This window comes from Flavobacterium tagetis, assembly GCF_016735615.1.
Lineage (GTDB): Bacteria > Bacteroidota > Bacteroidia > Flavobacteriales > Flavobacteriaceae > Flavobacterium > Flavobacterium tagetis.
The window spans coordinates 112772-135370 of sequence record NZ_JAERSF010000001.1; the positions used below are offsets into that span (position 1 = coordinate 112772).

Sequence of the window (22599 nt, forward strand, 5' to 3'; positions counted from 1 at the left end):
TTTACTAAAACATCACAATATTATGAGTATTTTTACAACATTCTTAATTTTTTAACTTTACAAATACACATCAAATTAAAAAAATCGATATAACAAAAACTAATCTTATTGTTTTTCAAGGCACTGAAAAACAATATTTTAAAAAAATAAAAATCATAAAAAACTTACCTGTTAAAATCGAAATAACTTATCATAAAATAAAAAATCTATACAAATCCTTACAAAATGTGATTTTGCCTAGTAATTAAAGGGCATATGACAATTATCAGGGAAGTAAAAGAAAGATATATTGTATTTTTGCAGCTTACTTAAAATACAATAAAATGACGGCTTTAAAAGATATTTCGACAATAGAAGACATTCAGCAAATGGTTAATAGCTTTTATGCAAATGTTAGAAAGGACGATTTAATTGGGCCGATATTTAATGATAAATTACAAGACCGTTGGGAACCTCATCTTCAAAAAATGTACAATTTCTGGCAAACCATTTTATTTGATGTTCGCGCTTATTCTGGAACGCCTTTTCCTCCGCATAAACAATTACCTGTAGACAAAACCCACTTTGACCGCTGGATTGCTATTTTTAATTCAACAATCGATTCTCAATTTGCTGGGCCAATAACCGAAGAAGCTAAAATGCGCGCTACCAATATGGCATTTATGTTCAGCCATAAAATTGAATATTTTAGAAATGCAGAAAATGAAATGAGAGATGCAATAAAAAAATCTTAAAAGATTTCTTTCAAATAAAAAGCAGAATTTTATATTTGATAAAACGAATTAAACCCAAATCTATATTCTTTTATTTATGAAAAAAGTAATTTTATTTATTGCAATCTGCTTCTCATTTTTTAATCAATTATCAGCACAATCTCAAACGTCAGCTTCTAATTTATACAAAGGAACATTCGATGGAAAAACTCCTGTAACGTTTTATATTAAAACCCAAGAAAATCAATGCACTGCCGACTTAGACTACATTGCAATTTATCGCTATAAATCGAACAAATGGATTTATCTGAATGTTACGCAGAATAGAAAAGTTGAAAATGAATTTATCATGGTGGAACATGGTTTTAGTGGTGTTTTGATGTTAAAGAAGATAGGAAATACTTTTTCTGGTTTATGGATTAGCCCTGATACTAAAAAGCAGCTAAAAATAGAAATCAAAGAAACGTCAATGACCAAAAAAGAAATTGAAAACTATGAACAAACGTTGGAAAGGGTAAGTTTCGAAAATAATGACTGTTAAAATCCTATTTCTTTCAGCTCTTTAAAAATCTATAAAAATGCAATAAAAGTTAATTTCGAATAAAAATTTTGTGATGGATGGTAAAAAATCGAGCCGTAAATTCGTAATTTTACATTTTAATCTACAACGTTTTCGAAATGAATCCAAACATTGAAACCAATCCGTTATTAGAGCGATTGCCTAAACATTTACAGCAATTCATTAAACCTCAAGATTATAGCGATTACACTCCTATTAATCAAGCAGTTTGGCGATATGTTATGCGTAAAAATGTAGATTATCTTTCTAAAGTTGCGCATCATTCTTATCTGGAAGGTTTGCGTAAAACGGGAATCGAAGTTGATTCTATTCCGAGCATGTATGGAATGAACCGAATCCTTAGCGAAATTGGCTGGGCAGCGGTTGCCGTTGACGGATTTATTCCGCCAAATGCTTTTATGGAATTTCAGGCTTATAATGTTCTTGTTATTGCATCTGATATCAGACAATTGGAACATATTGAATATACTCCTGCTCCAGATATCATTCACGAAGGCGCCGGCCACGCTCCTATTATTGCTAATCCTGAATATGCTGAATATTTAAGACGTTTTGGTGAAATTGGCTGTAAAGCAATTTCTTCTCACAAAGATTATCAAATGTATGAAGCGATTCGTCTGCTTTCTATTTTAAAAGAAGCTGAAGATACTCCGCAGGAAAAAATCGACGAAGCTGAAAAAGCGGTTGCTGATTTACAAAATGATATGGGAGAATTGTCTGAAATGGCACAAATTAGAAACCTACATTGGTGGACAGTTGAATACGGTTTGATTGGAACCGTTGAAAATCCAAAAATATATGGTGCTGGATTGCTTTCTTCTATTGGAGAAAGTGCACACTGTATGACAGATAATGTGAAGAAAATCCCTTATGATATTTCGGCTGCGAATCAGAATTTCGATATTACGCAGTTACAGCCACAGCTTTATGTAACTCCAAATTTTTCTTATTTAAGTTTAATTCTGGAAGAGTTTGCCAATAAAATGGCTTTGCGAACTGGAGGTCTTTCTGGAATTCAAAAACTGATTCAATCGAATGCTTTAGGAACTATTGAATTGAGCACTGGACTGCAAATTTCAGGAGTTTTTACGAATGTTATTGAAGAGGAAGGAAAACCTGTTTACATTCAAACAACAGGAAAAACAGCCTTGGCTTACCGCGAAAAAGAATTAGTGGGTCACGGAACTTTAACGCATCCGCACGGATTTGGAAGTCCGATTGGGAAATTGAAAGGTTTTAATCTTGCAATTGAAGATATGAGTCCGAAGGATTTACAGGCTTATAGTATAGTGGAAAACGAAACTGTAAAACTGGAATTCGAAGGCAATATTATTGTGGAAGGTGAAATTATAACAGGTTCGCGAAATCTTCACGGAGAAATTATTTTAATCAGTTTTAGAAATTGCACCGTAACTCATGGAGAAACTGTTTTGTTTCAACCTGAATGGGGCAATTACGATATGGCAATTGGCAAAAAAGTGATTTCAGCATTCTCAGGTCCAGCCGATGTCAATAGTTTTGACTTAATTAATATTGTTCCTTCAACAAAAACTATCAAAGCAAAACATACTGAAGAGCGCGATGAATTAGAAATTTTATACGCCACAGTTCGAAACATTCGAAATAATAAAGACTCTAAATCGGAATTAAAATCTGTTTTTGAGAAACTAAAAAGCAACCACCCTAATGACTGGTTATTATCTGTTGAAATTGCAGAACTTTTGAAAGATTCTGATGAAAAACAACTTCTACAGGAAGTTTTGGTTTATTTGGATCAATTGAAAGAAAGACGTCCTGAAATTGCGCATTTAATTTCTGGCGGATTGGATTTGATTTTTGATAATTTGCCACAAAGGCACTAAGACGCGAAGTTTTTTTACGTTTTTTTAATCTCGCAAAGATGCAGAGTCGCAAAGTTTTTTACTTTTTAAAGTTTACTTTGCGACTCTGCGTCTTTTGCGAGATTTTTTTTTATAGCTTTGAATTCAAATCCTGAGTTAACTCTTTTTCAGATTCAATAGTTTTTCCATTATACTGCAATTTCCAGCCCATTGAATTTGTCATGATTAAAATCTTAGACAATTCGCTTATCAGTCTATTTTGGGCATTGGTCTTAAGAGTAGAATTTTCGATTTTCTTAGCCAGATTGGCTTTTATCGATTTATTGATTTTATTGTAATCATCTCCCGTAAACGGATTTAGTTTGCTCTGTTCAACATCATAAAACTGAATATCTGGGTTTATGGTGATTTCTTCTTTCGGAATATTTAAAATCGTAATGGTTTTATTTTTTTCATCAATATCATATTTCATCTGATGAAGATCATAAGCCACCGTTACGTTAGCATTGACCACAATAAGTGCTTTCTTCTCAAAAGAAATCATGTCCATCAAATATTTCTGCTGATTTTTATAGGTAATGACTTCTGAAAAATGCCCTTCTGTAACAACCAATTTCCCAACATTAAGAATCTGCTGCTGAATTAAATTAGTATTATACTGAATGTCAGAATCGTCTTCTTTTTTGAACTGGCAATATTTAAACCCCAGAACAATTATTAAAACAATAACTCCAACACCTATAATTCTTTTAATCAAGTTTTGCATTCCTCTAAAATATTTTAGACCAATTTACTTCTTTTTTTAGTTTTTTTCGCCACGAAATTGTTTCTTTTTCTGCCACGAATTCACAAATTTTCTCCAATCAATACGGATACTTACAATTGAATTTCACAAAATTTGATTTGTGAAATTAGGAAAAATCTATAGACAAAGAAATTAGTGAAAATTCGTGAAATTCGTGGCAGAAAAAACTTTAGAAAGGATATCCGATAGCGATATTCAAAATCAGATTGTCTTTTCTCCAAGTACTGCTTCCAAAATTAATGTCATCAATAATCCAGCGCTGACCATCTGGCAATGCTGGATTTCTAAGCGGAATAGCCAAATCTGTTCTTAAAACAAAAAACGACACATCAAAACGTAAACCTACTCCAGCGCCAACAGCAATTTCTTTCATAAAATCTTTTGAAATTTCTGCTCCAGGTTTGTCCGGATCGGCATGCAAAAGCCAAATATTTCCTGCATCCAAAAACACCGCTCCTTTCACAATACTAAATAATTTTGCTCGGTATTCAGTATTAAATTCTAATTTCAAATCAGCTGATTGATCAGGAGTATAATTATTATTTGTTGTTGGCGGAATAACATAACTACCCGGTCCTAAAGTTCGTGCTCTAAACGCTCGAATACTATTTGTTCCTCCTACTACAAACTGTTTAGATGCTGGAAGTGTTCTCGAATTTCCGTAGGCAAACCCAGCACCGACAATCAATCTACTGGCTAATTCGCTTTCTTTTCCGAGTTTTAAATAATGCCTGAAATCGGATCTTATTTTTACATATTGGCTAAACGGAACATCAAAGATTTTTATGGTATCATTTTTCTTAATGTTGGCTCCAGTAACCGCCCCTGTTAAATTTCCAGCCAAATCTAATTCTCCATTAAAATAGATTGTATGTTTTTTGCGCTTCTGCATCGTGTTGGTATACGTATAATTGTATGTTGGGCCAAAAATCAACTGCTTCTCTATTACTTTTCCTAATGCTGGATCATCATTTATATCTTCTAAATATTCTGGCGTTACATGATTTGGACTTACATAAGTCACATCAATCACATTTAACTGATGTTCTTTTCGCATATTTTCTTTCCATAAATAACCAAAAGAGGTATTGAAAGAATTCAACGCATATAATTGTGTACGTTTTTGGTATTCATAACGAATTGTTGCTTTGGTTCTTGGCACATATTCGCTATTTCCTTCAATATGAAAAGGCGTTATAAATCTCGGCCAAGTTAAACTAACTTCTCCTCCAAGTTTATAAATATTTTTACCTTTATTAACGCCACCTAACTGAAAATCGGCTCCGCCAAAAATCGAGGCAGTAAACAATTCTGCACCACCCAAAAAGTTTCTATTATTCCAATTCAAATTCAATTCTGTACCAGTATAGCTTGCTGAATTGGTTTTTCCAATAACTTCAACACGAATAAACTTTTTAGGCAGAAGCGTTAAGTAATAATAAGAGTCCAAAGCATTGTCAATACTATCTGAAGGCTTAAATTCGTTTTTAACAAAACTGAAAGTTCCTAGATTTACAAAACGGTTTAAAGTCAAATTATGATCAGTTCTATTGTATAAATCGCCTTTTTTAAAATAGATTGTTCTGTCATAAACTCTTGGTTTAAAAGTTTCTGCAGTATCAATAATCGTAAAATCTTTGTACTGTGTGATATTCTTTTTTCTATAAACCATACTATCGTTGGCCAGAGAATAATTCGGATACACAAAAATGTTATTTATGGTATAAGCTCTTAAAGCTTTTGCAGGAGTTTCGTCTTTAATAACCAATCTGATTTTTACTTCATGATCGCCTTTGCTGCTGTCTACTTTTGCCAGAAGATAATCAGGACTGAAATAGTAATATCCTTTTTCTTTCAATCTGGCATCGATACGTTCTCGCTCTGCTTTTATAACATCTAAATCATAAGGTTTTCCGACTTTCAATAAACTGCGTCGGCTTGATCTGGCAATTATTTTTGACATTTTTAAAGAATCATCAGGAAAAGTCACGCTTTTAATAACATATTGTTTTTTGGGAACAACAGTATATTCTGCTGTAGCTCTTTTATTGTTTACGGTAGAATCGGCGCTAACGCGAGTTTTAAAATAACCTCTGTTTTCTGTAAAGTTTCGCAAAACTGAAGCATTATAATCTAAATCTACTTTGCTGAAAAGAACTGGTTCTTCTCCGACTTTAGTTCGAAGCCAATATCTAAATCCTTTTTGTTTTTTAGGTTCTCCGGCAATATTATAAAACCATAATTTCGGGCGTAATCCTAAAAAAATTTTATTCGGTTTTGGGCGCAAAAGTCCTTCCAACTCCGTTTCGAGTGCTTTTCTATCTTTCTTTTTCATAATAGAATCTTTCACTTTTACCGAACCGCCTGTATACAACAAATCGCCTTCCGGAAGATATTTTGTATTACTGCATCCAAAAACAAAAAACAGGGATATCAGCACAAAACACTTTGCAAAATGGTTATTTATATGATTACGTTTTTTGTTCATTTCCTTCAATTTGATTTTCCTGCAATTCCTCCTTCTCTTTATCTTCCTTCTTTTTCTGTTTTTCTTTTTCTTTTCGAAGCTTTTCTTCCCTTATCAATTCTTTTTCTTTTTCTGTGCGATGGAAAAGTTCCCTGAATTTATTGTAACTCATCGTAATAATAAAAGCAACACCCGTTTCTATCACCTGTCCTTCAACTGCCACTTGATATTGATTTTTTCTGTAAGCACGAACCATATAACGGCCGTCTTTAGTCAATTGATAATCCAGAGCAACGTCGCCAGCAATATTGGTACTTTCTTCATTGGCGCGCTCCGCTCCTTCCACTCCAAAACTGCTTCCAACAGTTACTTTCAATCTGTCATCCAACAGTTTTTTAGAAACTTCTACATTCAGATCGGTTCTGTTTTGCATCGTTCCAGAAGTATAATCTTCAGACGATTCTAAATCGAAATTGACTTCAAAACCTGTAATTAATTCTCCAGCCAGATTATTCAATTGTTGCGAAAGAATCTTACTCACACTTTGTCTTGCCATTGTTTCAGCACTGATTCCTCCACTTTGACTCGCAAACGGATTTTCACCCACAAAACGATTTAATAACAAAAGGGCAAAAACCTGTTTGTTTAATTCTGCGGGATCTTGCTCTAATTGTTTCAACTTGGTTTGCGTCATTTTAACTACATCTGTAGAAACATTATAATTTCCATCCGGCAATACAATTCCAAAAGAAATTTCAGGCTTCATTAATTCGCCGTTCATTTTCAATAAAGTCTGAAACGGAAGTTTTTGTTTGTAAGTGTTTTGTACCGCCTGAGTCTCACTTTGTAATTGTTTTCCAAGTAAATCAATTGGTGCGGCATCAACCTTGTAAATAGCCGTAATATTGACATTTGCCATCGTAGGTTCGCCATTCCAGGTTATAAAACTTCCTTTTTGAATATCAAATTTTCTTTTAATTCCGTTAAAATTCATTTGATAAGCACCATCCGAAAACTCATATTTTCCTGTCAGAGTTGTTTTCCCGGATTTATCGATTCCTCCAACCAATTCAGCTTCTCCTTTTAAGTTCAAATAATCTCCGTTTGATTTATCAATCAGTAAAGTCAATTCTGCTTCCTTATCAATTGTAATGGCAACGTTAACATCCATTCCTTTTAATTCCGATTGATCTAATTTATTCTGAAGATCAACTGTTTGTTTAAGATACATATTATCTTCATCGACAAACTCCACAATTCCTTCACGATCCGCAATTGAAGGATCTGACTGTGGCATAACCACCGTAAACTTAGTTTCTTTATTTATTTTTAAAGTTCCGTCAACAACCGGACTTTCTAAACTTCCTTTGATATTTAATTTAGTATCCAAAAATAAATCTCCGTAGAACAAATCATTGTCGGCAGCTTTAGAATGAATTGCTCTAAAATCGTCAGCTTCAACCAGCAGATTAAAATTATACTTTATAAAATCAGCCGATTGAATAGTTCCATTCACGAACAGTTCATTATCATTTTCATCTAAAAGAGAAAATTTATCAAATGAAATTATTCCCTCATTGAAAGTGATTTTTTCTTGTCCGGTTTTAAAATAAGAATTAAGCTGTGTCACTCTGAAACCGGCATCATTAAAGTTCAATTCCCCATTCACTTTTGGAGCCGAAGTATTTCCTGTAACTTTAAAATTCCCTGATAAGAATCCTGTTCCTTCGGAAATATTTCCCATGCTGAAACCTTGAATACTTTTGATGTACAGCTTATTGATTGCCATATCTAAATCAAAACTGCCTTCCGCAATTTTATATTCTCCGGTAAGTTTTACATCATTTCCTTCATCGCTCAAAACGACATTAGCTGAAAGAGTATCTTCGGTTTTATTATCAACTTTTATTTCTAAATCGCCAACTTTCGAACCTTTAAAAGTAAAATCATCTATTTTTAAATCAGAGGTAAAAGTCGGTTTGGTCATTATATTTTCGACTAAAGCATTTCCGTTTATCAAACCTTGAATCATCGATTCATCTTTAGAAACCATATTCATAATGGTTCCCATTTTAAAATTCACAAAATCAACTTGCAACGGCGCATTATTTTGTGTTCCCTGAGACTGAATCTTCAATTGGTCTCCTTCCTTATTCAAATAAAACTTATTGATATAAAGTCTCTTATCTCCAAATTCAATTGCGTTTTCGGGATCGACTGTCCATTTATCATAATTTAAAACAAAACTGTCGGCATCAATTTTAAAAATGTTTTTAGAGTCTTCATGTTTTAGGTTTCCGGCAATAAAATATTGCTTTTTTTCTTTGGCATCTTTTACTTCTAACGCATACGTCAGTTCATTATTTTCTACTTTTCCTGATAAGCTCGTAAACGGAATTTTAAGAGATCCGCTTTCTATAGTCGCCACAGAAACCAAATATTCTAAGGCATTTTCTTTGGTTTCGATATTTATTTTTCCGTCCGAAATAGTGTTTCCGCCATACACAATACGCGGAATTGTTCCTTTTACTTCTAATGAATCGACCTGACTGTTATATTTTCCGTTTATTGTAAAAGGCTCTAAAGCAGTCAGTTTTGGTAATAATTTCAAAAGCACAGGATCATTATCTACTTTCAAAGTAAAAGCTAATCTTTGTTCATCTGATTCGGCGTTTACTTTTGGATTTTGAAGGTTAACATATTTAGACAATGATTTTTGAATTGAATTGGCCAAAGTCGTCAATTTGTATTTTCCCGTAACTTCTGCTTTTAGAAATTGAGACGAAATTTTAATTGAATTACTGTCTTTATCTGCAAAAGCAAACACTCGAATGGAATCTAAAACAATTGGCTCTTTGTCTTGCAAAATCTGAATGTTGGACAAAAACACTTTTCCGTTCAGAAAATCCGGATTACTGTTGGCAATATCGGCATCTACATTTCCGCGCAGTTTCATTGGGGCGGCATGAAGATTTAGTTTTTCTAAATCGGCTATATCGAGATTTAATTTCAGTTTTACGGTCGGATATTTATCTTTTGTATCTCCGCTTGCTGTTAAGTTAAAATTCAGATTTGGATCTTCCATTCCTGATTTTACTGCGAACGATCCATTTTCTATATTTCCTTTTAAGGTTAAATCTTTATAAGTATATCGATTAAAGACTGCTTTTTTTACAATTCCGTCAACCACAGCCTTTGCCGTTTTTGGATCTAATCCGTTTCCTTTTACTTTCGCGTTAAGCGTAATTTTCCCGATTGAATCGTTTTTGATTAATCTGCCTAAATCGAACTCATTTAAGGAAACTGTCGCATCGTATTTTTCTCTTTTCTTAACACGCTGATCAAATAAAGCATCAACTTTTGCATTTCCGAAACTGCTTTTTAAAGCCAGATTGGTTTTGAAATTCTGAACCGAACCTTTAAATTTTCCTTGTAAACTCAACTGCGACGGAAGCTGAATGTTTTTTGGAATTGTTCCTGGCGGCACAAACATATTAATGTCTTTTGCGGTGCTCGACATTTTTTTAATATTCAGATCGTAATAGGCTTTTTCTGCATCTGGCAATCCAGCGATTTTCCCCGAAAGGGAAACTTTTGTCATTCCGATACCGCTCATTTCGAATTTGGAAATATTCAAATCTTTTACTTTTCCGCTAACACGGCTGTCCACATACAAAATCGCATTTGGATTGCTCTTAAACGGATTGATGTTTTGAAGCGTTGGCACAAACAATAAAATGTCTTTGAAACCGATTTTGGATTCTTTCAAGTTGGCATCAATAGACAGATTTCCTAAATCCTTTTGAAGCGATGCTAATGATTTGTATTCGGCTTTGATTTTATCCTGAACAAGCGTTTGAGGCGTTTTTAAATACAAATTTTCTAAAGACGCATTTTTCGGTCCGTAAAAGAAATTGGTTTTTAAGGATTGAATCTGCAAACCGCTTTTTTCATTAACAGTAAGCTTATTTATATTTCCCGAAATCGTATCGTTTCCGTAATACAATTTCTCTGCTTCAAAATTAAATTTACTCAAATCCAAATGACTGTAATCTAAACCTTTTGCAACAGGTTTTGACTGCATATCATCAAATTTGAAAGCAACATTTTCGATATTAACTTTGTTTAATTTTGTTTTCCAGCCCGCTTGTTTTATGGCAGTTGTATCTAAATCTGGGGTTTTAATTTGTTTGTCTTGAACCCCTAATCGTAGGTTTCCGCTTAAATCTTTAACTTCGAAAGTATCGAAATCTAAAAGCTGTTTGTTCAGATCGATTTCATTTACAGCTAAATTTAGGTTTCCTAAACGAATGCCCGAATTTAGTTTTGAATCTTTATTATCGTATAAAATATCAATCTTAGACAAAGCAATTTTATCTAACGCTAATTTAAAATCTGGACGTTTTGAAATTGTATCGACGGTTTTAACCGAAACCTCTGCAATTTTCTCCACTACATCCTGATCTAAAACTACTTTTAATCCGTTTAAATTAATCGTCGGAATATTAAAATCCATTTGATCGAGATCAAATTTCTTGAATTTGGTATCAAAATGGGTCAGATTTACTCGAATATCATTTTTGGCGAAATCGTCTTTAAAATTGAATTTAACCTGATCGAGATTTACTTTGACAACCGAGATTTTAAAAGTTTTTGCATTTGGATCTTCTACTTTCGGTTCTTTGGATTCGAAAGCCTTTATGATGTAATCAAAATTGAAAACGCCGTCTTTATTTCTTGATATATTCGCTTTTACATTTTCAAGCGAAACCGAATTGATTTCGAGTTCACTATTAACGAGTTTAAAAAGATCAACATCAACCTCTAATCGTTTACCTGCCAGTAAAGTATCTTTTTTTTGATCTTCAAAATAAAAACCTTCCAGCACTACATCTTTAGGAAATTTGATTAGAATTTTATCTAGAGATACTTTGGTTTTTATCTTCCCTTGAAGATACGTTATAGCTTTATCCTTAACAAAATTTTGAACTGATGGAACCTGAATTAAAATAATGAGAAGTAATAATAATGTAATCAGAGAACCCACACACCAAAGCAGTATACGAAGTGTTTTCTTTAAATAGTGAATGGATTTCTTATTCATACGTCAATAAAATCGTTAAGATTAAAATTGCTTCTGAAAAAAGCAGGATTAGACATCTTACAAAAATGTAAAATTTAAACCTTAACAATTTACATAATTATGAGGAATTATTCTAAAATTTTATGGCTAAATAATTTTTTATGCCACAAAGACACTAAGACTCTAAAGTTTTGTTTAGAATTTTATATGAGGTAGTTTTTCACCTAAAGCTTCTATTTTTTGCTGTAGTTTTGCCAGAAACTTTTGGTGCTGTTCTGATTCTGGATTAAAGCTTCGATGACGAAGGCTTTTTTGGATTTCGTCTATTTCTTTCATCATAGGGGCACTTTCTTCTGAAACATAATTTTCACTGAAAAGCTTCCAGATATAATCTATCGCAATCTGATTTGGATGTAACATATCTTCGTTGTAGAAACGATAATCACGAAGTTCGTCCATCATGATTTCGTATGAGGGAAAGTATGCAGTGTTCAGTTTTGAGTGTTCAGTTTTTAAAACTTGATGCAAAGCTGTAAATAAATGCGATTTGCTTAATTGGTTTTCTACAAATCCATCCTTAATATGACGTACTGGAGAAATGGTGAAAATGAAGTTTATATTGGAATTTAAAACTTGAATGGCTTCAATTGTATTTTGAATACTTTTTTGAATTGCTTCTGCTGACAATAATTCTTTCGAAAATTGTTTTTGAGGCACTTTATGGCAATTGGCTACAATTTGGTCTTTTTCAAGATTTCTGTAAATCCAAGAAGTACCAAAAGTGATGATAATATGGGTCGCTTCTTTAATTTGCTTATGGGTTTCTGTAATTGCTTTATTTAATGATTCCAACAATTCTTGTCGATCGAAATTGCTTAAATCGGAATGCACTTCGTAACTGTGCCAGCGTTCGTTATGAAAAAAAACATCTTTTTCTTCAAACAATTCTTGTTTAGAAATTCTGCTAAATAATTTCTCAATTGAAATGGGATTAAAAATTATTCCAAACGGATTAGTTTCGTTCTGAAATTTAAAATAATCGAATTTCTCTGCCATATTTTCTGCAAAACAAGATCCAATAGAAAGTATTTTCGAATCGTAATTGATTGAATTATTACTTTTTGAAATTGGGATTTGGGTTCTGAATTGCATGATTTCTAAATTTAAACACGAATTTCACCAATTTTAATCAATAAAAAAACCAAATACAAAAAGTATTTGGTTTGTAAATTTAAAATATTAAAACTATACTCTATTGATAAGTAAATGTTACATCATCTTGAGCATCATCAGTAGATGTTTTATTTAAAGGAAACCCGTTTACATTATAAACATAGTTTAAATATTCCTTGTAAACAGATATATCATTAGGTGCAGATGCAATTGTTGTAATTTTTTCTACAACATTATTGCTTCCAAAATCAGTAATACCAAAATCTCCGTGAGCCATATCATGTCCAAAAAGCAAAGTTCCTTCTAAAGCGATCAAACTAAGTCCCAAAATATTTTTTAACGGATTATTTTTATTATCATATTTATATTCATAAGTGTAATTATAAAATGGAGCAACAGTATATTCTGTATATTTTTTTACAAGGTTTCCATTTTTAAAACTTAAAACTACTATTCCGTCTTCCGCTTCTTGAGAACCTCCTCGAAATGTTTTATAACTAATGGTTCCATCTGTATTATGTGCATATACTAACTTAAAAACAGGATCTGCTAATCCATTATGTATCGACAGATATGTTAATGTCTTTAATTTACCATTTTCATATGTGTACAATGTTCGCCCTGATAAATTATTAAAAGTAAAGCCTTCTGCTTTCGTAATCAAATTCCCTGTATAAGTAAATACGGTTTTCATTACATCAGCTCCATAAGGGCAGGAAATACTTAAAATTTTATTGCCATTTAAATTAAATGTATTTACCTGGTCATAAAATCCAATATTAACCATATCACCATTGTTATATTCATAAGTTCCCATCTTGTAACTTATTGCTTTAGGCAAATCGCTTTGTGTTGGCAATGGCTTGGGTGAAGTTTCAATATCATTTGAACATGAAGATATAACTCCCGTAATAACAAATAACAAATAACAAAATCTCTTTTTCATTGTTTTTTCAATTAAATAGTTAAAACACAAAAAGAGGGTTTTACTATCCTATTTGTTACCCGTAAAAGTCTAACTTACGACACTTTAAGGCATATTCTAAGACATCATGCCTTCAAACATGATCAAACCAAATACAAAAGTACTTCGCCTTTTACAGTTTTTTTTAAAAGAATTAATACATATATTCAACAATTTCAATTATCCTTTCTGTATAATAATCATATGTTGTTTTCTTTATTGGGTATCCTTTTTTATTGTATTTATATTCCATTCTAAAAGCATGTGGTTCAAAAATTATATTTGATGATGGCCCTTGAATATTCTTTACATAATAACGACTCATATTATTATTTGAAGACATATTTATTTCATAATCAAAACTATACTGATCGAGTAATAAATTTAAGCCCTTAATATTTTTAAAGGCATTTTTATTTGTATCGTACTCATAATTAACAACACTAATAACATCATAACCATCTTCCCAATTATATTCGGACTTCATTATATTTCCATCAATTATAGTAATTACATCTTTTCCAGTTCTTTTTGTTTCTTCCCATGTATCAATCTCTAAATCATACGTTTCTTTAGTTATTGAACCATCATTGTTATAATTATAAATATATCTTATTACTGTACCATTTACAAATTTAGCAACAGTTTTCAGCTTATCATTTTCATAAGTATATAAAGTTTCATAACTTTTTGTTTCTTCTCCTTTATAGAAACTATAAACTCTTTCCTTCACGATATGACTACCATCATATTTATAATCTCTTTTACCATTTTTATTTGTTATACTCACGATTTTATTTCCGTCATATATAAAATTGGTATCATAATTTTCAGAAGGAGAAGTGGGATATATTGTCTTTAAGGTTTTAGGTAAAATTGCATTTTCAGAATGATAGTATTCTTCGTTGGAACAAGAATTAAAGACTAAAAAAATAACTGACAAGCAACACACTAACTTCTTTTGCATTATATTTTATTTAAAGATTTAAAGCAAAAAAAAACATTTCTATAAAAACAAGTTTCCACTAAAAGTTTTAATTACATTAAAATAAGACAAACCTAAAAAAGTAGGTTATTTCGTCTGTTTTTTTTAATAAAATTGCATTTAATTTAAACTGTACAATTATGAGAGAATTAAAAATTCTGTTAATATTCTTAATGTTAGCACTATCATCTTGCCATTCGGATGAAAGAGGCACTAATCCAAAATCGATTTCATCCAAAGATAGAACTCCATTAATCTGTACATTTGATCTAATAGAAAATTCGAATAATTTGACTTCAAAGCCTAATGCAGCCATAGTAAATTGGCGTTGGCAGGCAGGTCAAACCGTTAAAATTAAATTTTTGGATGGTGAAATTGCTTGGCAGGAAAAGGTAAAAAGCATCGCCAATGAATGGACTAGATATGCTAATCTAAAATTTGAATATGTAAATAAGGATGAATATGCTGATATTAAAATTGGTTTTTTATTAACTGGAGAAAATAATTATTATGGGGCTTGGTCAGAATTAGGCGCCAAGGTATTATATATGAATCAGGATAGACAAACTATGCGTTTAGGTCCTCTTACAGCAACAAGTGAAACTACAACTAGAAGAACAATATTACACGAATTTGGACATGCATTAGGACTGCATCATGAAACTACTAACCCAACAGCAAACATCCAATGGGATTTACCAAAAGCTTATAAGTATTATAGTTTGCAATTTACCAAAGAGGAAACTGATTTATTTATAATAAACAAAGTAAATGTCTCTAATTATAGTGAATACGATCCGCTTTCAATAATGCATTATTATATACCTGCCTCAATTACAAAAAATGGAATTGGAGTAGATGCACAGACTGTTTTATCAGAGATAGATAAAAAATCCATAAATATGTGGTATCCTTTTCCTTTTGTATCTGTTATGGAATCTGGACAAAGCTTTAATGATCTACGTTGGAAAGATCGCATTCAATCGAACAATAAAAGATATTCTTTAGAATTTACTCCTGGTTTTTTACGAATAATGGATGTAGTTGAAAAAAAGATAATTTGGGAAGTTGGAAATATTCGATATCCTCGTAGAGCAATTTGTGATTTTGAATCAAATGGAAATATTATATTAAAAGGAGCTAAATATACTGCAGCAACGATAGAAACCATTTGGAGTAGCAATACATCTGAGTTTCCTGGCGCAACATTACATTTACAAGATGATGGAGATCTTCAATTAATTTATAATGGAACTGTAAAATGGTCTTCTAAAAATGGAAAAATCTAATTAAGTAAAAAAGCCAAATACTTCTGTATTTGACTTTCTCTAAATTTAAATATCACTTAGTTTTAATATGTATATTCTATTTCATATTCAATATTTTTTCCTCCTCCATCAAATGAAGTATGTCTAGTTGGATAAGAAACATCATTATAAATATAAGTTGTTAAATACACCGATGGATTCGGAAATTCAGTTGTTGCTCTTGTAGTTTTTACAATATTGTTAGTCCCAAACCCATCAATTTCGTTTAGTAATAAATTGAAACCTAATATGTTTTTGAGGGGATTTTTTTTGGAATCGTATTCAAAAACTAATGTTGTGGTTGAAGAGCCAGACTTTTGTTCCTCTTTTATTAGGTTTCCATCTTTATAAGTTAAAGTTCCTTCTCCATCTTTACTTTCAGTTTTCTTTACATTATCAACCGTATAATTAATGTAAGAAACGGTTCCATTGGAATTATGAGTATAAACCATCTTCTCAATAAAATAACCGTCAGGATATTCGGCACTTATCCTTTCTCTAAAAACTCTCGTTTTTAGTTTTCCATTTTCATAACTATACGAAACTTCTTCACTTTTGATTTCTTTTCCATTTTCTATATCAAATTCTTCTTGCTTAATTATTACATCTCCATTGTATGTAAATACTGTTTTTGAATCGTCACGAACGATACTAAGAATTTTATTGCCATTATAAGTTAGGGTTCCTTTACTATTTGTACCTAGATAAATAGAAGGATAAACATAAGAAATTGTCTTTGGCAATGTAGAATCGGTTTCTTGTGAAGGAGATTTCTCATCACTAGAACATGCTGTTAATAGCAAAGCTAGAACACCAAATAGCCATAATTGTTTTTTCATAATTGAGAGATTAGTTATACTTTTCAAAAGTAAGAAAGCCAGAAGCATTTGCAACTGGCTTTTTATAATATTAATAAACTTGTTCAAATATTAATAAAAATATTCAATAGTACCGAAGCTATCAGATCCTGTATTAACTTCTTTAGTTGGGTATCCTTGATCATTATAGGTAAAAGTGCTATTTCCCCATAAATCACCATCTGCTGTATCTGTTAAAATATTGAATTTAACTCCATTTCCTTCTCCATCAACAAATGCAATTTTATCCATTCCTGTAATATTTTTAGTAGGATTGTTTTTACTGTCATATGTATATTTATGGTCTGGCTGATTTGCAGTAATTGCAAGGATTTCGCTTACTTCGCCATTTACAAATTTAATTGTTGATGTAACGCCTCCGCTTGTTTGAGTTTCACTATCTCCAGAATATGATTTTACCGAAATTGTACCATCAGCATTGTATATATAAACTTCTTTATATCCCCAATCCATATTTGGTTCTACTCTAACAAAAGTCGTCAATTTACCTTCGGCATTATAAGAAAAAGTATTTATCTGATCTATCGTCCCGTCAGGATATTTAAATTCTATTTTAGTGATTAAATCTCCTGTATAAGTATAATACAAGTTTGCGTCACCTGTATCGTCTATAGAACTGACAATTTTATTACCATCATATTTATAGTTTGTAGTATATTTTTCTCCATCAGAATTTGTAACAACTGTTTTTTTAAGTAACACATTCGAAGAATCTGAAGAAGAATCATCACTTGAACAAGAAGCTAACACTAACGTTAAAGCTCCAAAAAGACATAAAATTTTTTTCATTTTGATTTGGTTAAATTCGTTGTTGATGCAAACTTAACGCAACCCAAAATCAAAACCTTACGGGTTTCCTCATTCGAAACAAATAATACACTTCAAACATTTTTCAATATATTGTTGGCAAACAATATAACCACAATAATTACCTTATTTTAAAAAATCGAAAAGTAAAAAACACGTGTAAACACCTAGCTTTTTTCCTATATTTTAATTTATCAAAAAAATTACATTTTTAATAACAAAAATGAACTTCACAAACTAAAACAATTCCTTATTTTTGCATCTTCCATTTTTTTTAAATCTTATATGAAATTACTATATACCTACATTATCAGACACAAAATGCTCTTGTTTTTTGCGTTGATAATGGCTACCATCAACATTTGTTTCAGTTTGTCAGACTCTGTAATTACAGGAAAATTAATGCAAGACTGTGGTGTCGGTCTGGCAAAATACAAAGGAAACGAAATAGGATTTATAAAATCTTTAGCCTTCTGGCTTGGGCTTTCGCTTGGTGCCGCTATGATTTCCAGAATTACAAAAAACTTCCAGGATTACTTTACCAACGTCGTAATTCAGAGAACCGGCGCGCAAATGTATACTGATGGAATCAAAAAGTCTCTTGACCTTCCTTATGCAGAATTTGAAGATCAACGAAGCGGCGAAACTTTAAGCAAACTGACAAAAGTTAGAATTGATTCAGAAAAACTGATTACACTTTCTATTTCTTTAATCTTCCAGACTATTATCGGCTTCATTTTCGTAATCGTATATGTTGCCAGAATCGATTTCAGGATTTCGATTATCTTCTTAATTACGGCGCCAATTATTGCTTTGGTGAGTTTATATTTAGGAAAAAAGATCAAAATCGTTTCTCGAAAAATTGTCAATCAAACCAATGCATTGGCAGGTTCTACCACCGAAAGTTTAAGAAATATCGAATTGGTAAAGAGTCTTGGCTTGACTTATCAGGAAGAAAAACGTTTAAATCTGAATACTTTTAAAATTCTTCAATTAGAATTACAAAAAATCCGTTTTATTAGGAGTTTAAGTTTTATTCAAGGAACAACTGTTCATTTCTTAAGAACTTGTGTTGTTTTTGCCTTGTATTACTTTTTATTTGGAGGAAAAATTATCGTTGGAGATTTATTGACAATGGTATTTTTTACTTTCTTTATTTTTGGTCCTTTACAGGAATTAGGAAACTTTATTATTGCTCTTAATGAGACGAAAGTTTCGATGGAAAATTTCAAAAACTTATTGAATGCTCCAAAAGAATTTCGCCCGAAAACACCAAAACATATTGGTGCAATTCAGAAATTGCTTTTCCAAAATGTCAGCTTCCAGCACAAAACAGCCAAATTCAAAGCGGTTGAAAACATCAATTTCGAAATCAAACAAGGCCAGACCGTTGCTTTTGTCGGTCCGTCTGGATCTGGAAAAACAACTTTAGTAAAATTATTAGTCGGTTTGTATACTCCAGAAGAGGGTCAGGTTTTATACAATGATATTGATTCTACCGAAATTGATTTACTAGATTTAAGAAAACAGCTTGGTTTTGTAACGCAAGACGCACAATTATTCTCGGGAACAATCCGCGAAAATTTATTATTTGTTAAGCCAAATGCAAGTGACGAAGAACTATATGATGCTTTACAACGTGCAAGTTGTGATAAACTTTTAAGACGTGCAGAAGATGGTTTAAACACCACAATTGGCGAAGGCGGAATCAAAGTTTCGGGCGGTGAAAAACAGCGTTTATCTATTGCAAGAGCTATTCTTAGAAATCCGAATTTATTGATTTTTGATGAAGCGACTTCTGCTTTAGACTCTATCACTGAAGAAGAAATTAATGATACTATTCGTAATATTTCAGATAAAAATAGAATTACGGTTTTAATCGCTCACCGTTTATCAACTGTAATGCATGCTGATAGAATTTTTGTTCTGGAACAAGGTAAAATCATCGAACAAGGCAAACATGAGGATTTGATTGTAGAAAAAGGATTGTATTACGCTATGTGGCGCCAACAGATTGGCGAAAGAAAATAGTTTTTTTTAAGGTTCTGAGGTGCTAAGATACTAAGGTTCTAAGTTTTTGCCTACTATTTGTCATTTCGACGAAGGAGACCCGAGCGATAGCGAACAGGCGAAGCAAATCTCCACAAGTAACTCCGCAACGAAAATTCAATCTTTGTCGAGCTTCTCACGAAGATTTCTCCTTCGTCGAAATGACATAAAATGAGAAAACCCTATAAACACAAAACCCGACAGGTTTTAAAAACCTGTCGGGTTTGTTGTAAATTATAAAACTTAGTTCTTTAGTACCTCAGAACCTTAGAATCTTTATTTAACAAAATCTACCGCTTTAGCCAAAGCCTCTCCAATTCCGTCAACATTTTTACCTCCTGCAGTTGCAAAGAAAGGCTGACCACCACCACCACCTTGGATGTATTTACCTAATTCGCGAACCACTTGACCAGCGTTTAAGTTTTTACTTGCTACGATTTCTTTAGAAACATAGCATGTTAACATTGGTTTTCCTTCATGTGCTGTAGCTAAAACAATAAATAAATCGTTGTAAGCATTACCTAACTCGTAAGCTAAATCTTTTGCTCCCTCTGGGTTTAAATCTACTTGCTTAGCCAAGAATCGAACGCCATTGATTTCTTGCAATTCTTTTGCCAAATCAGCTTTCATGTTTTTAGCTTTATCTTTTAATAAAGCTTCCAATTGTTTTTTCAACTGAGCATTTTCATCTTGCAATGCTAAAATTGATTTTACAGGATCTTGAGCATTTTTAAGCGCTTCTTTAATTTCAGCTAAAGAAACAGCTTGAGACTCAAAATATTCTTTTGCTGCTTCACTAGTAATTGCCTCAATCCTTCTGATTCCAGCTGCAACTGCTCCTTCTGAAACAATTTTAAAATGCCAGATGTCAGATGTATTTGCAACGTGAGTTCCTCCACATAATTCAACAGAATCTCCAAATTTAATGGTACGAACTAAATCTCCGTATTTCTCTCCAAATAAAGCAATTGCGCCATCTTCAAGTGCCTGCTCTTTCGGAATTGCTCTTTTTTCGATTAATGGTAAACTCTCACGAATCCTTGCATTTACGAAGTTTTCTACTTCTACTAATTCTTCATCAGTTACTTTAGAGAAATGAGAAAAGTCGAAACGTAAAGATGCATTTCTTACCATCGAACCTTTTTGCTCAATATGAGTTCCTAAAATCTTACGTAAAGCTTGGTGCAACAAGTGCGTAGCCGAGTGATTTGACGAAGTTTTAGCTCTTTGGTTTGCATCAACAACCGCGTTAAAAGTTCCCGTAAGGTTTTCTGGTAACGATTTTGCTAAATGTATCGTTTGGTTATTTTCTTTTTTCGTATCGATAATATAAACGATATCTCCGTTTTGAGCTTCTAAATATCCTTTATCTCCCGTTTGTCCTCCGCTTTCTCCATAAAAAGGAGTTGCATTGAAAACTAATTGGAAAATCTCTCCGTCTTTTGCACTTTCAACTCTACGATATTTAGTGATTTTTACTTGCTGTGATAATCTGTCATATCCAACAAATTCCTGAATATCATCTTCAACAAGTACATTCCAGTCACCAGCAGTTACTTTAGACGCTGCACGAGATCTTTCTTTTTGCAATTGTAATTGTTCTTGGAATCCTTCTTCGTCTAATTTCAATCCTCTTTCAGAAAGAATCAAAGCTGTTAAATCGATTGGGAATCCGTAAGTATCATACAATTCAAATGCTTTTTTACCATCAACAGTATTTGTATTGTTATTTGAAATTACAGCATCTAAAAGAACTAATCCTTGATCTAATGTTTTCAAGAATGAATTCTCCTCTTCACGAATTACATTCGAACAAAGTGCTTTCTGCGTTCTGATTTCTGGGAAAGAATCTCCCATTTGCTCGCTTAAAGTTTCAACCAATTTAAAAATAAACGGCTCTTTTGTTCCTAAGAAGGTAAATCCGTAACGAATTGCACGACGTAAAATTCTACGAATTACATATCCTGCACCCGTGTTAGAAGGCAACTGACCGTCAGCAATAGCAAAAGCTACCGCACGAACGTGATCTGCAATTACACGAATAGCAATATTCATTTTATTCTGTTCCTCACTAATGCCTGTTACATCATTAGTGGTATATTTTGCTCCGGTAATGGTTTCAATTTCTCTAATTAAAGGCATGAAAACATCTGTATCATAGTTTGATGTTTTTCCTTGTAAAGCCATACACAAACGCTCAAATCCCATTCCGGTATCTACGTGCTGTGCTGGAAGTTTTTCTAAAGATCCATCCGCTTTACGATTGAATTCCATGAATACGTTATTCCAGATTTCAACTACCTGTGGGTGATCATTATTTACCAAACTTTTTCCTGAAACCAAAGCTTTCTCTTCTTCAGAACGTAAATCAACGTGAATTTCAGAACATGGTCCGCATGGTCCCTGATCTCCCATTTCCCAGAAATTATCTTTTTTGTTTCCAAGAATAATTCTGTCTTCGTCGATTAAAGTTTTCCAGATATCCCAAGCTTCTTGGTCAAAAGGAACGTTATCTTCTTTACTTCCTTCAAAAACAGAAACATAAAGATTTTCTTTTGGGATTTTGTACACTTCTGTCAATAATTCCCAAGCCCAGTTGATCGCTTCTTTTTTGAAGTAATCACCAAAAGACCAGTTCCCTAACATTTCAAACATAGTGTGGTGGTAAGTATCAATCCCCACTTCTTCAAGATCGTTATGTTTTCCTGAAACACGAAGACATTTTTGCGTATCGGCTATTCTTGGACTTTTTGGAGTTCCGTTTCCTAAGAAAAATTCTTTAAACTGGGCCATTCCCGAGTTATTGAACATTAGGGTTGGATCATCTTTAAGAACAATAGGAGCTGAAGGAACAATAGTATGCCCTTTACTCTCAAAAAAATCTAAAAATTGTTTACGTACGTCTTGTGATTTCATATTTAAATTAGAAAAATGTGTCAATTTATTG

Annotated in this window: 14 protein-coding genes; 5 read left to right on the top strand and 9 right to left on the bottom strand. The window is 32.4% G+C overall.

The features are described from left to right. Positions 1-323: 323 nt before the first annotated feature. From JI750_RS00480 to JI750_RS00490, 3 genes are all read left to right on the top strand, one after another. On the top strand, positions 324-734 hold the full coding sequence (locus JI750_RS00480) for a group III truncated hemoglobin (RefSeq protein ID WP_201998212.1): 411 nt from the start codon (positions 324-326) through the stop codon (positions 732-734). Between the two features lie 76 nt (positions 735-810). Next, positions 811-1254, top strand: a complete 444-nt coding sequence (locus tag JI750_RS00485; protein ID WP_201998214.1) for a hypothetical protein — start codon at positions 811-813, stop codon at positions 1252-1254. A gap of 137 nt (positions 1255-1391) precedes the next feature. Then, positions 1392-3155 carry an aromatic amino acid hydroxylase gene (locus tag JI750_RS00490; protein ID WP_201998216.1) on the top strand — a complete coding sequence of 588 codons (1764 nt, stop codon included), beginning with the start codon at positions 1392-1394 and terminating at the stop codon, positions 3153-3155. Between the two features lie 109 nt (positions 3156-3264). On the opposite strand, the gene JI750_RS00495 is transcribed toward JI750_RS00490, so the two are convergent. The 6 genes from JI750_RS00495 to JI750_RS00520 form a co-directional block, all read right to left on the bottom strand. Continuing rightward, a complete protein-coding gene (locus tag JI750_RS00495) occupies positions 3265-3900 on the bottom strand; it encodes a DUF4230 domain-containing protein (RefSeq protein ID WP_201998218.1) in 636 nt (211 codons plus the stop codon). A gap of 208 nt (positions 3901-4108) precedes the next feature. After that, a complete protein-coding gene (gene tamL / locus JI750_RS00500; RefSeq protein WP_201998220.1) occupies positions 4109-6427 on the bottom strand; it encodes a translocation and assembly module lipoprotein TamL in 2319 nt (772 codons plus the stop codon). Beyond that, on the bottom strand, positions 6411-11510 hold the full coding sequence (locus JI750_RS00505; RefSeq protein WP_201998222.1) for a translocation/assembly module TamB domain-containing protein: 5100 nt from the start codon (positions 11508-11510) through the stop codon (positions 6411-6413). The genes tamL and JI750_RS00505 overlap by 17 nt, the downstream gene beginning before the upstream one ends. A 174-nt stretch (positions 11511-11684) precedes the next feature. Beyond that, positions 11685-12641 (bottom strand): GSCFA domain-containing protein, encoded by a 957-nt coding sequence (locus tag JI750_RS00510; RefSeq protein WP_201998224.1) that lies wholly within the window; start codon positions 12639-12641, stop codon positions 11685-11687. A 100-nt stretch (positions 12642-12741) separates the two neighbouring features. Beyond that, complete coding sequence (locus tag JI750_RS00515; RefSeq protein WP_201998226.1) at positions 12742-13608, bottom strand: hypothetical protein; 867 nt, start codon at positions 13606-13608, stop codon at positions 12742-12744. Between the two features lie 172 nt (positions 13609-13780). Next, complete coding sequence (locus JI750_RS00520) at positions 13781-14593, bottom strand: hypothetical protein (RefSeq protein WP_201998228.1); 813 nt, start codon at positions 14591-14593, stop codon at positions 13781-13783. Positions 14594-14751: 158 nt separating this feature from the next. Here JI750_RS00520 and JI750_RS00525 point away from each other — a divergent pair, with 158 nt between their 5' ends. Next, positions 14752-15900 (top strand): M12 family metallopeptidase, encoded by a 1149-nt coding sequence (locus JI750_RS00525; protein ID WP_201998230.1) that lies wholly within the window; start codon positions 14752-14754, stop codon positions 15898-15900. A 62-nt stretch (positions 15901-15962) separates the two neighbouring features. On the opposite strand, the gene JI750_RS00530 is transcribed toward JI750_RS00525, so the two are convergent. Both JI750_RS00530 and JI750_RS00535 read right to left on the bottom strand, forming a co-directional pair. Further along, positions 15963-16757: a hypothetical protein gene (locus JI750_RS00530; RefSeq protein WP_201998233.1), complete on the bottom strand. Its 795-nt coding sequence runs from the start codon at positions 16755-16757 to the stop codon at positions 15963-15965. Between the two features lie 90 nt (positions 16758-16847). Further along, positions 16848-17585 carry a hypothetical protein gene (locus tag JI750_RS00535; protein ID WP_201998234.1) on the bottom strand — a complete coding sequence of 246 codons (738 nt, stop codon included), beginning with the start codon at positions 17583-17585 and terminating at the stop codon, positions 16848-16850. 303 nt (positions 17586-17888) lie between these two features. Here JI750_RS00535 and JI750_RS00540 point away from each other — a divergent pair, with 303 nt between their 5' ends. After that, a complete protein-coding gene (locus JI750_RS00540) occupies positions 17889-19634 on the top strand; it encodes an ABC transporter ATP-binding protein (RefSeq protein WP_201998236.1) in 1746 nt (581 codons plus the stop codon). Between the two features lie 294 nt (positions 19635-19928). Here JI750_RS00540 and alaS read toward each other — a convergent pair whose 3' ends face one another. Next, the gene (gene alaS / locus JI750_RS00545; protein WP_201998238.1) at positions 19929-22568 is read right to left on the bottom strand and encodes an alanine--tRNA ligase; all 2640 of its coding nucleotides are present in this window, start codon (positions 22566-22568) and stop codon (positions 19929-19931) included. Positions 22569-22599 lie beyond the last annotated feature (31 nt).

What these genes read in the sequence shown, in the direction of transcription:
- JI750_RS00495 (WP_201998218.1), bottom strand. Translation starts at nt 3,900, where the DNA reads ATGCAAAACTTGATTAAAAGAATTATAGGTGTTGGAGTTATTGTTTTA.
- JI750_RS00525 (WP_201998230.1), top strand. Translation starts at nt 14,752, where the DNA reads ATGAGAGAATTAAAAATTCTGTTAATATTCTTAATGTTAGCACTATCA.
- alaS (WP_201998238.1), bottom strand. Translation starts at nt 22,568, where the DNA reads ATGAAATCACAAGACGTACGTAAACAATTTTTAGATTTTTTTGAGAGT.
- JI750_RS00510 (WP_201998224.1), bottom strand. Translation starts at nt 12,641, where the DNA reads ATGCAATTCAGAACCCAAATCCCAATTTCAAAAAGTAATAATTCAATC.
- JI750_RS00535 (WP_201998234.1), bottom strand. Translation starts at nt 17,585, where the DNA reads ATGAAAAAAATTTTATGTCTTTTTGGAGCTTTAACGTTAGTGTTAGCT.
- JI750_RS00520 (WP_201998228.1), bottom strand. Translation starts at nt 14,593, where the DNA reads ATGCAAAAGAAGTTAGTGTGTTGCTTGTCAGTTATTTTTTTAGTCTTT.
- tamL (WP_201998220.1), bottom strand. Translation starts at nt 6,427, where the DNA reads ATGAACAAAAAACGTAATCATATAAATAACCATTTTGCAAAGTGTTTT.
- JI750_RS00530 (WP_201998233.1), bottom strand. Translation starts at nt 16,757, where the DNA reads ATGAAAAAACAATTATGGCTATTTGGTGTTCTAGCTTTGCTATTAACA.
- JI750_RS00480 (WP_201998212.1), top strand. Translation starts at nt 324, where the DNA reads ATGACGGCTTTAAAAGATATTTCGACAATAGAAGACATTCAGCAAATG.
- JI750_RS00505 (WP_201998222.1), bottom strand. Translation starts at nt 11,510, where the DNA reads ATGAATAAGAAATCCATTCACTATTTAAAGAAAACACTTCGTATACTG.
- JI750_RS00540 (WP_201998236.1), top strand. Translation starts at nt 17,889, where the DNA reads ATGAAATTACTATATACCTACATTATCAGACACAAAATGCTCTTGTTT.
- JI750_RS00515 (WP_201998226.1), bottom strand. Translation starts at nt 13,608, where the DNA reads ATGAAAAAGAGATTTTGTTATTTGTTATTTGTTATTACGGGAGTTATA.
- JI750_RS00490 (WP_201998216.1), top strand. Translation starts at nt 1,392, where the DNA reads ATGAATCCAAACATTGAAACCAATCCGTTATTAGAGCGATTGCCTAAA.
- JI750_RS00485 (WP_201998214.1), top strand. Translation starts at nt 811, where the DNA reads ATGAAAAAAGTAATTTTATTTATTGCAATCTGCTTCTCATTTTTTAAT.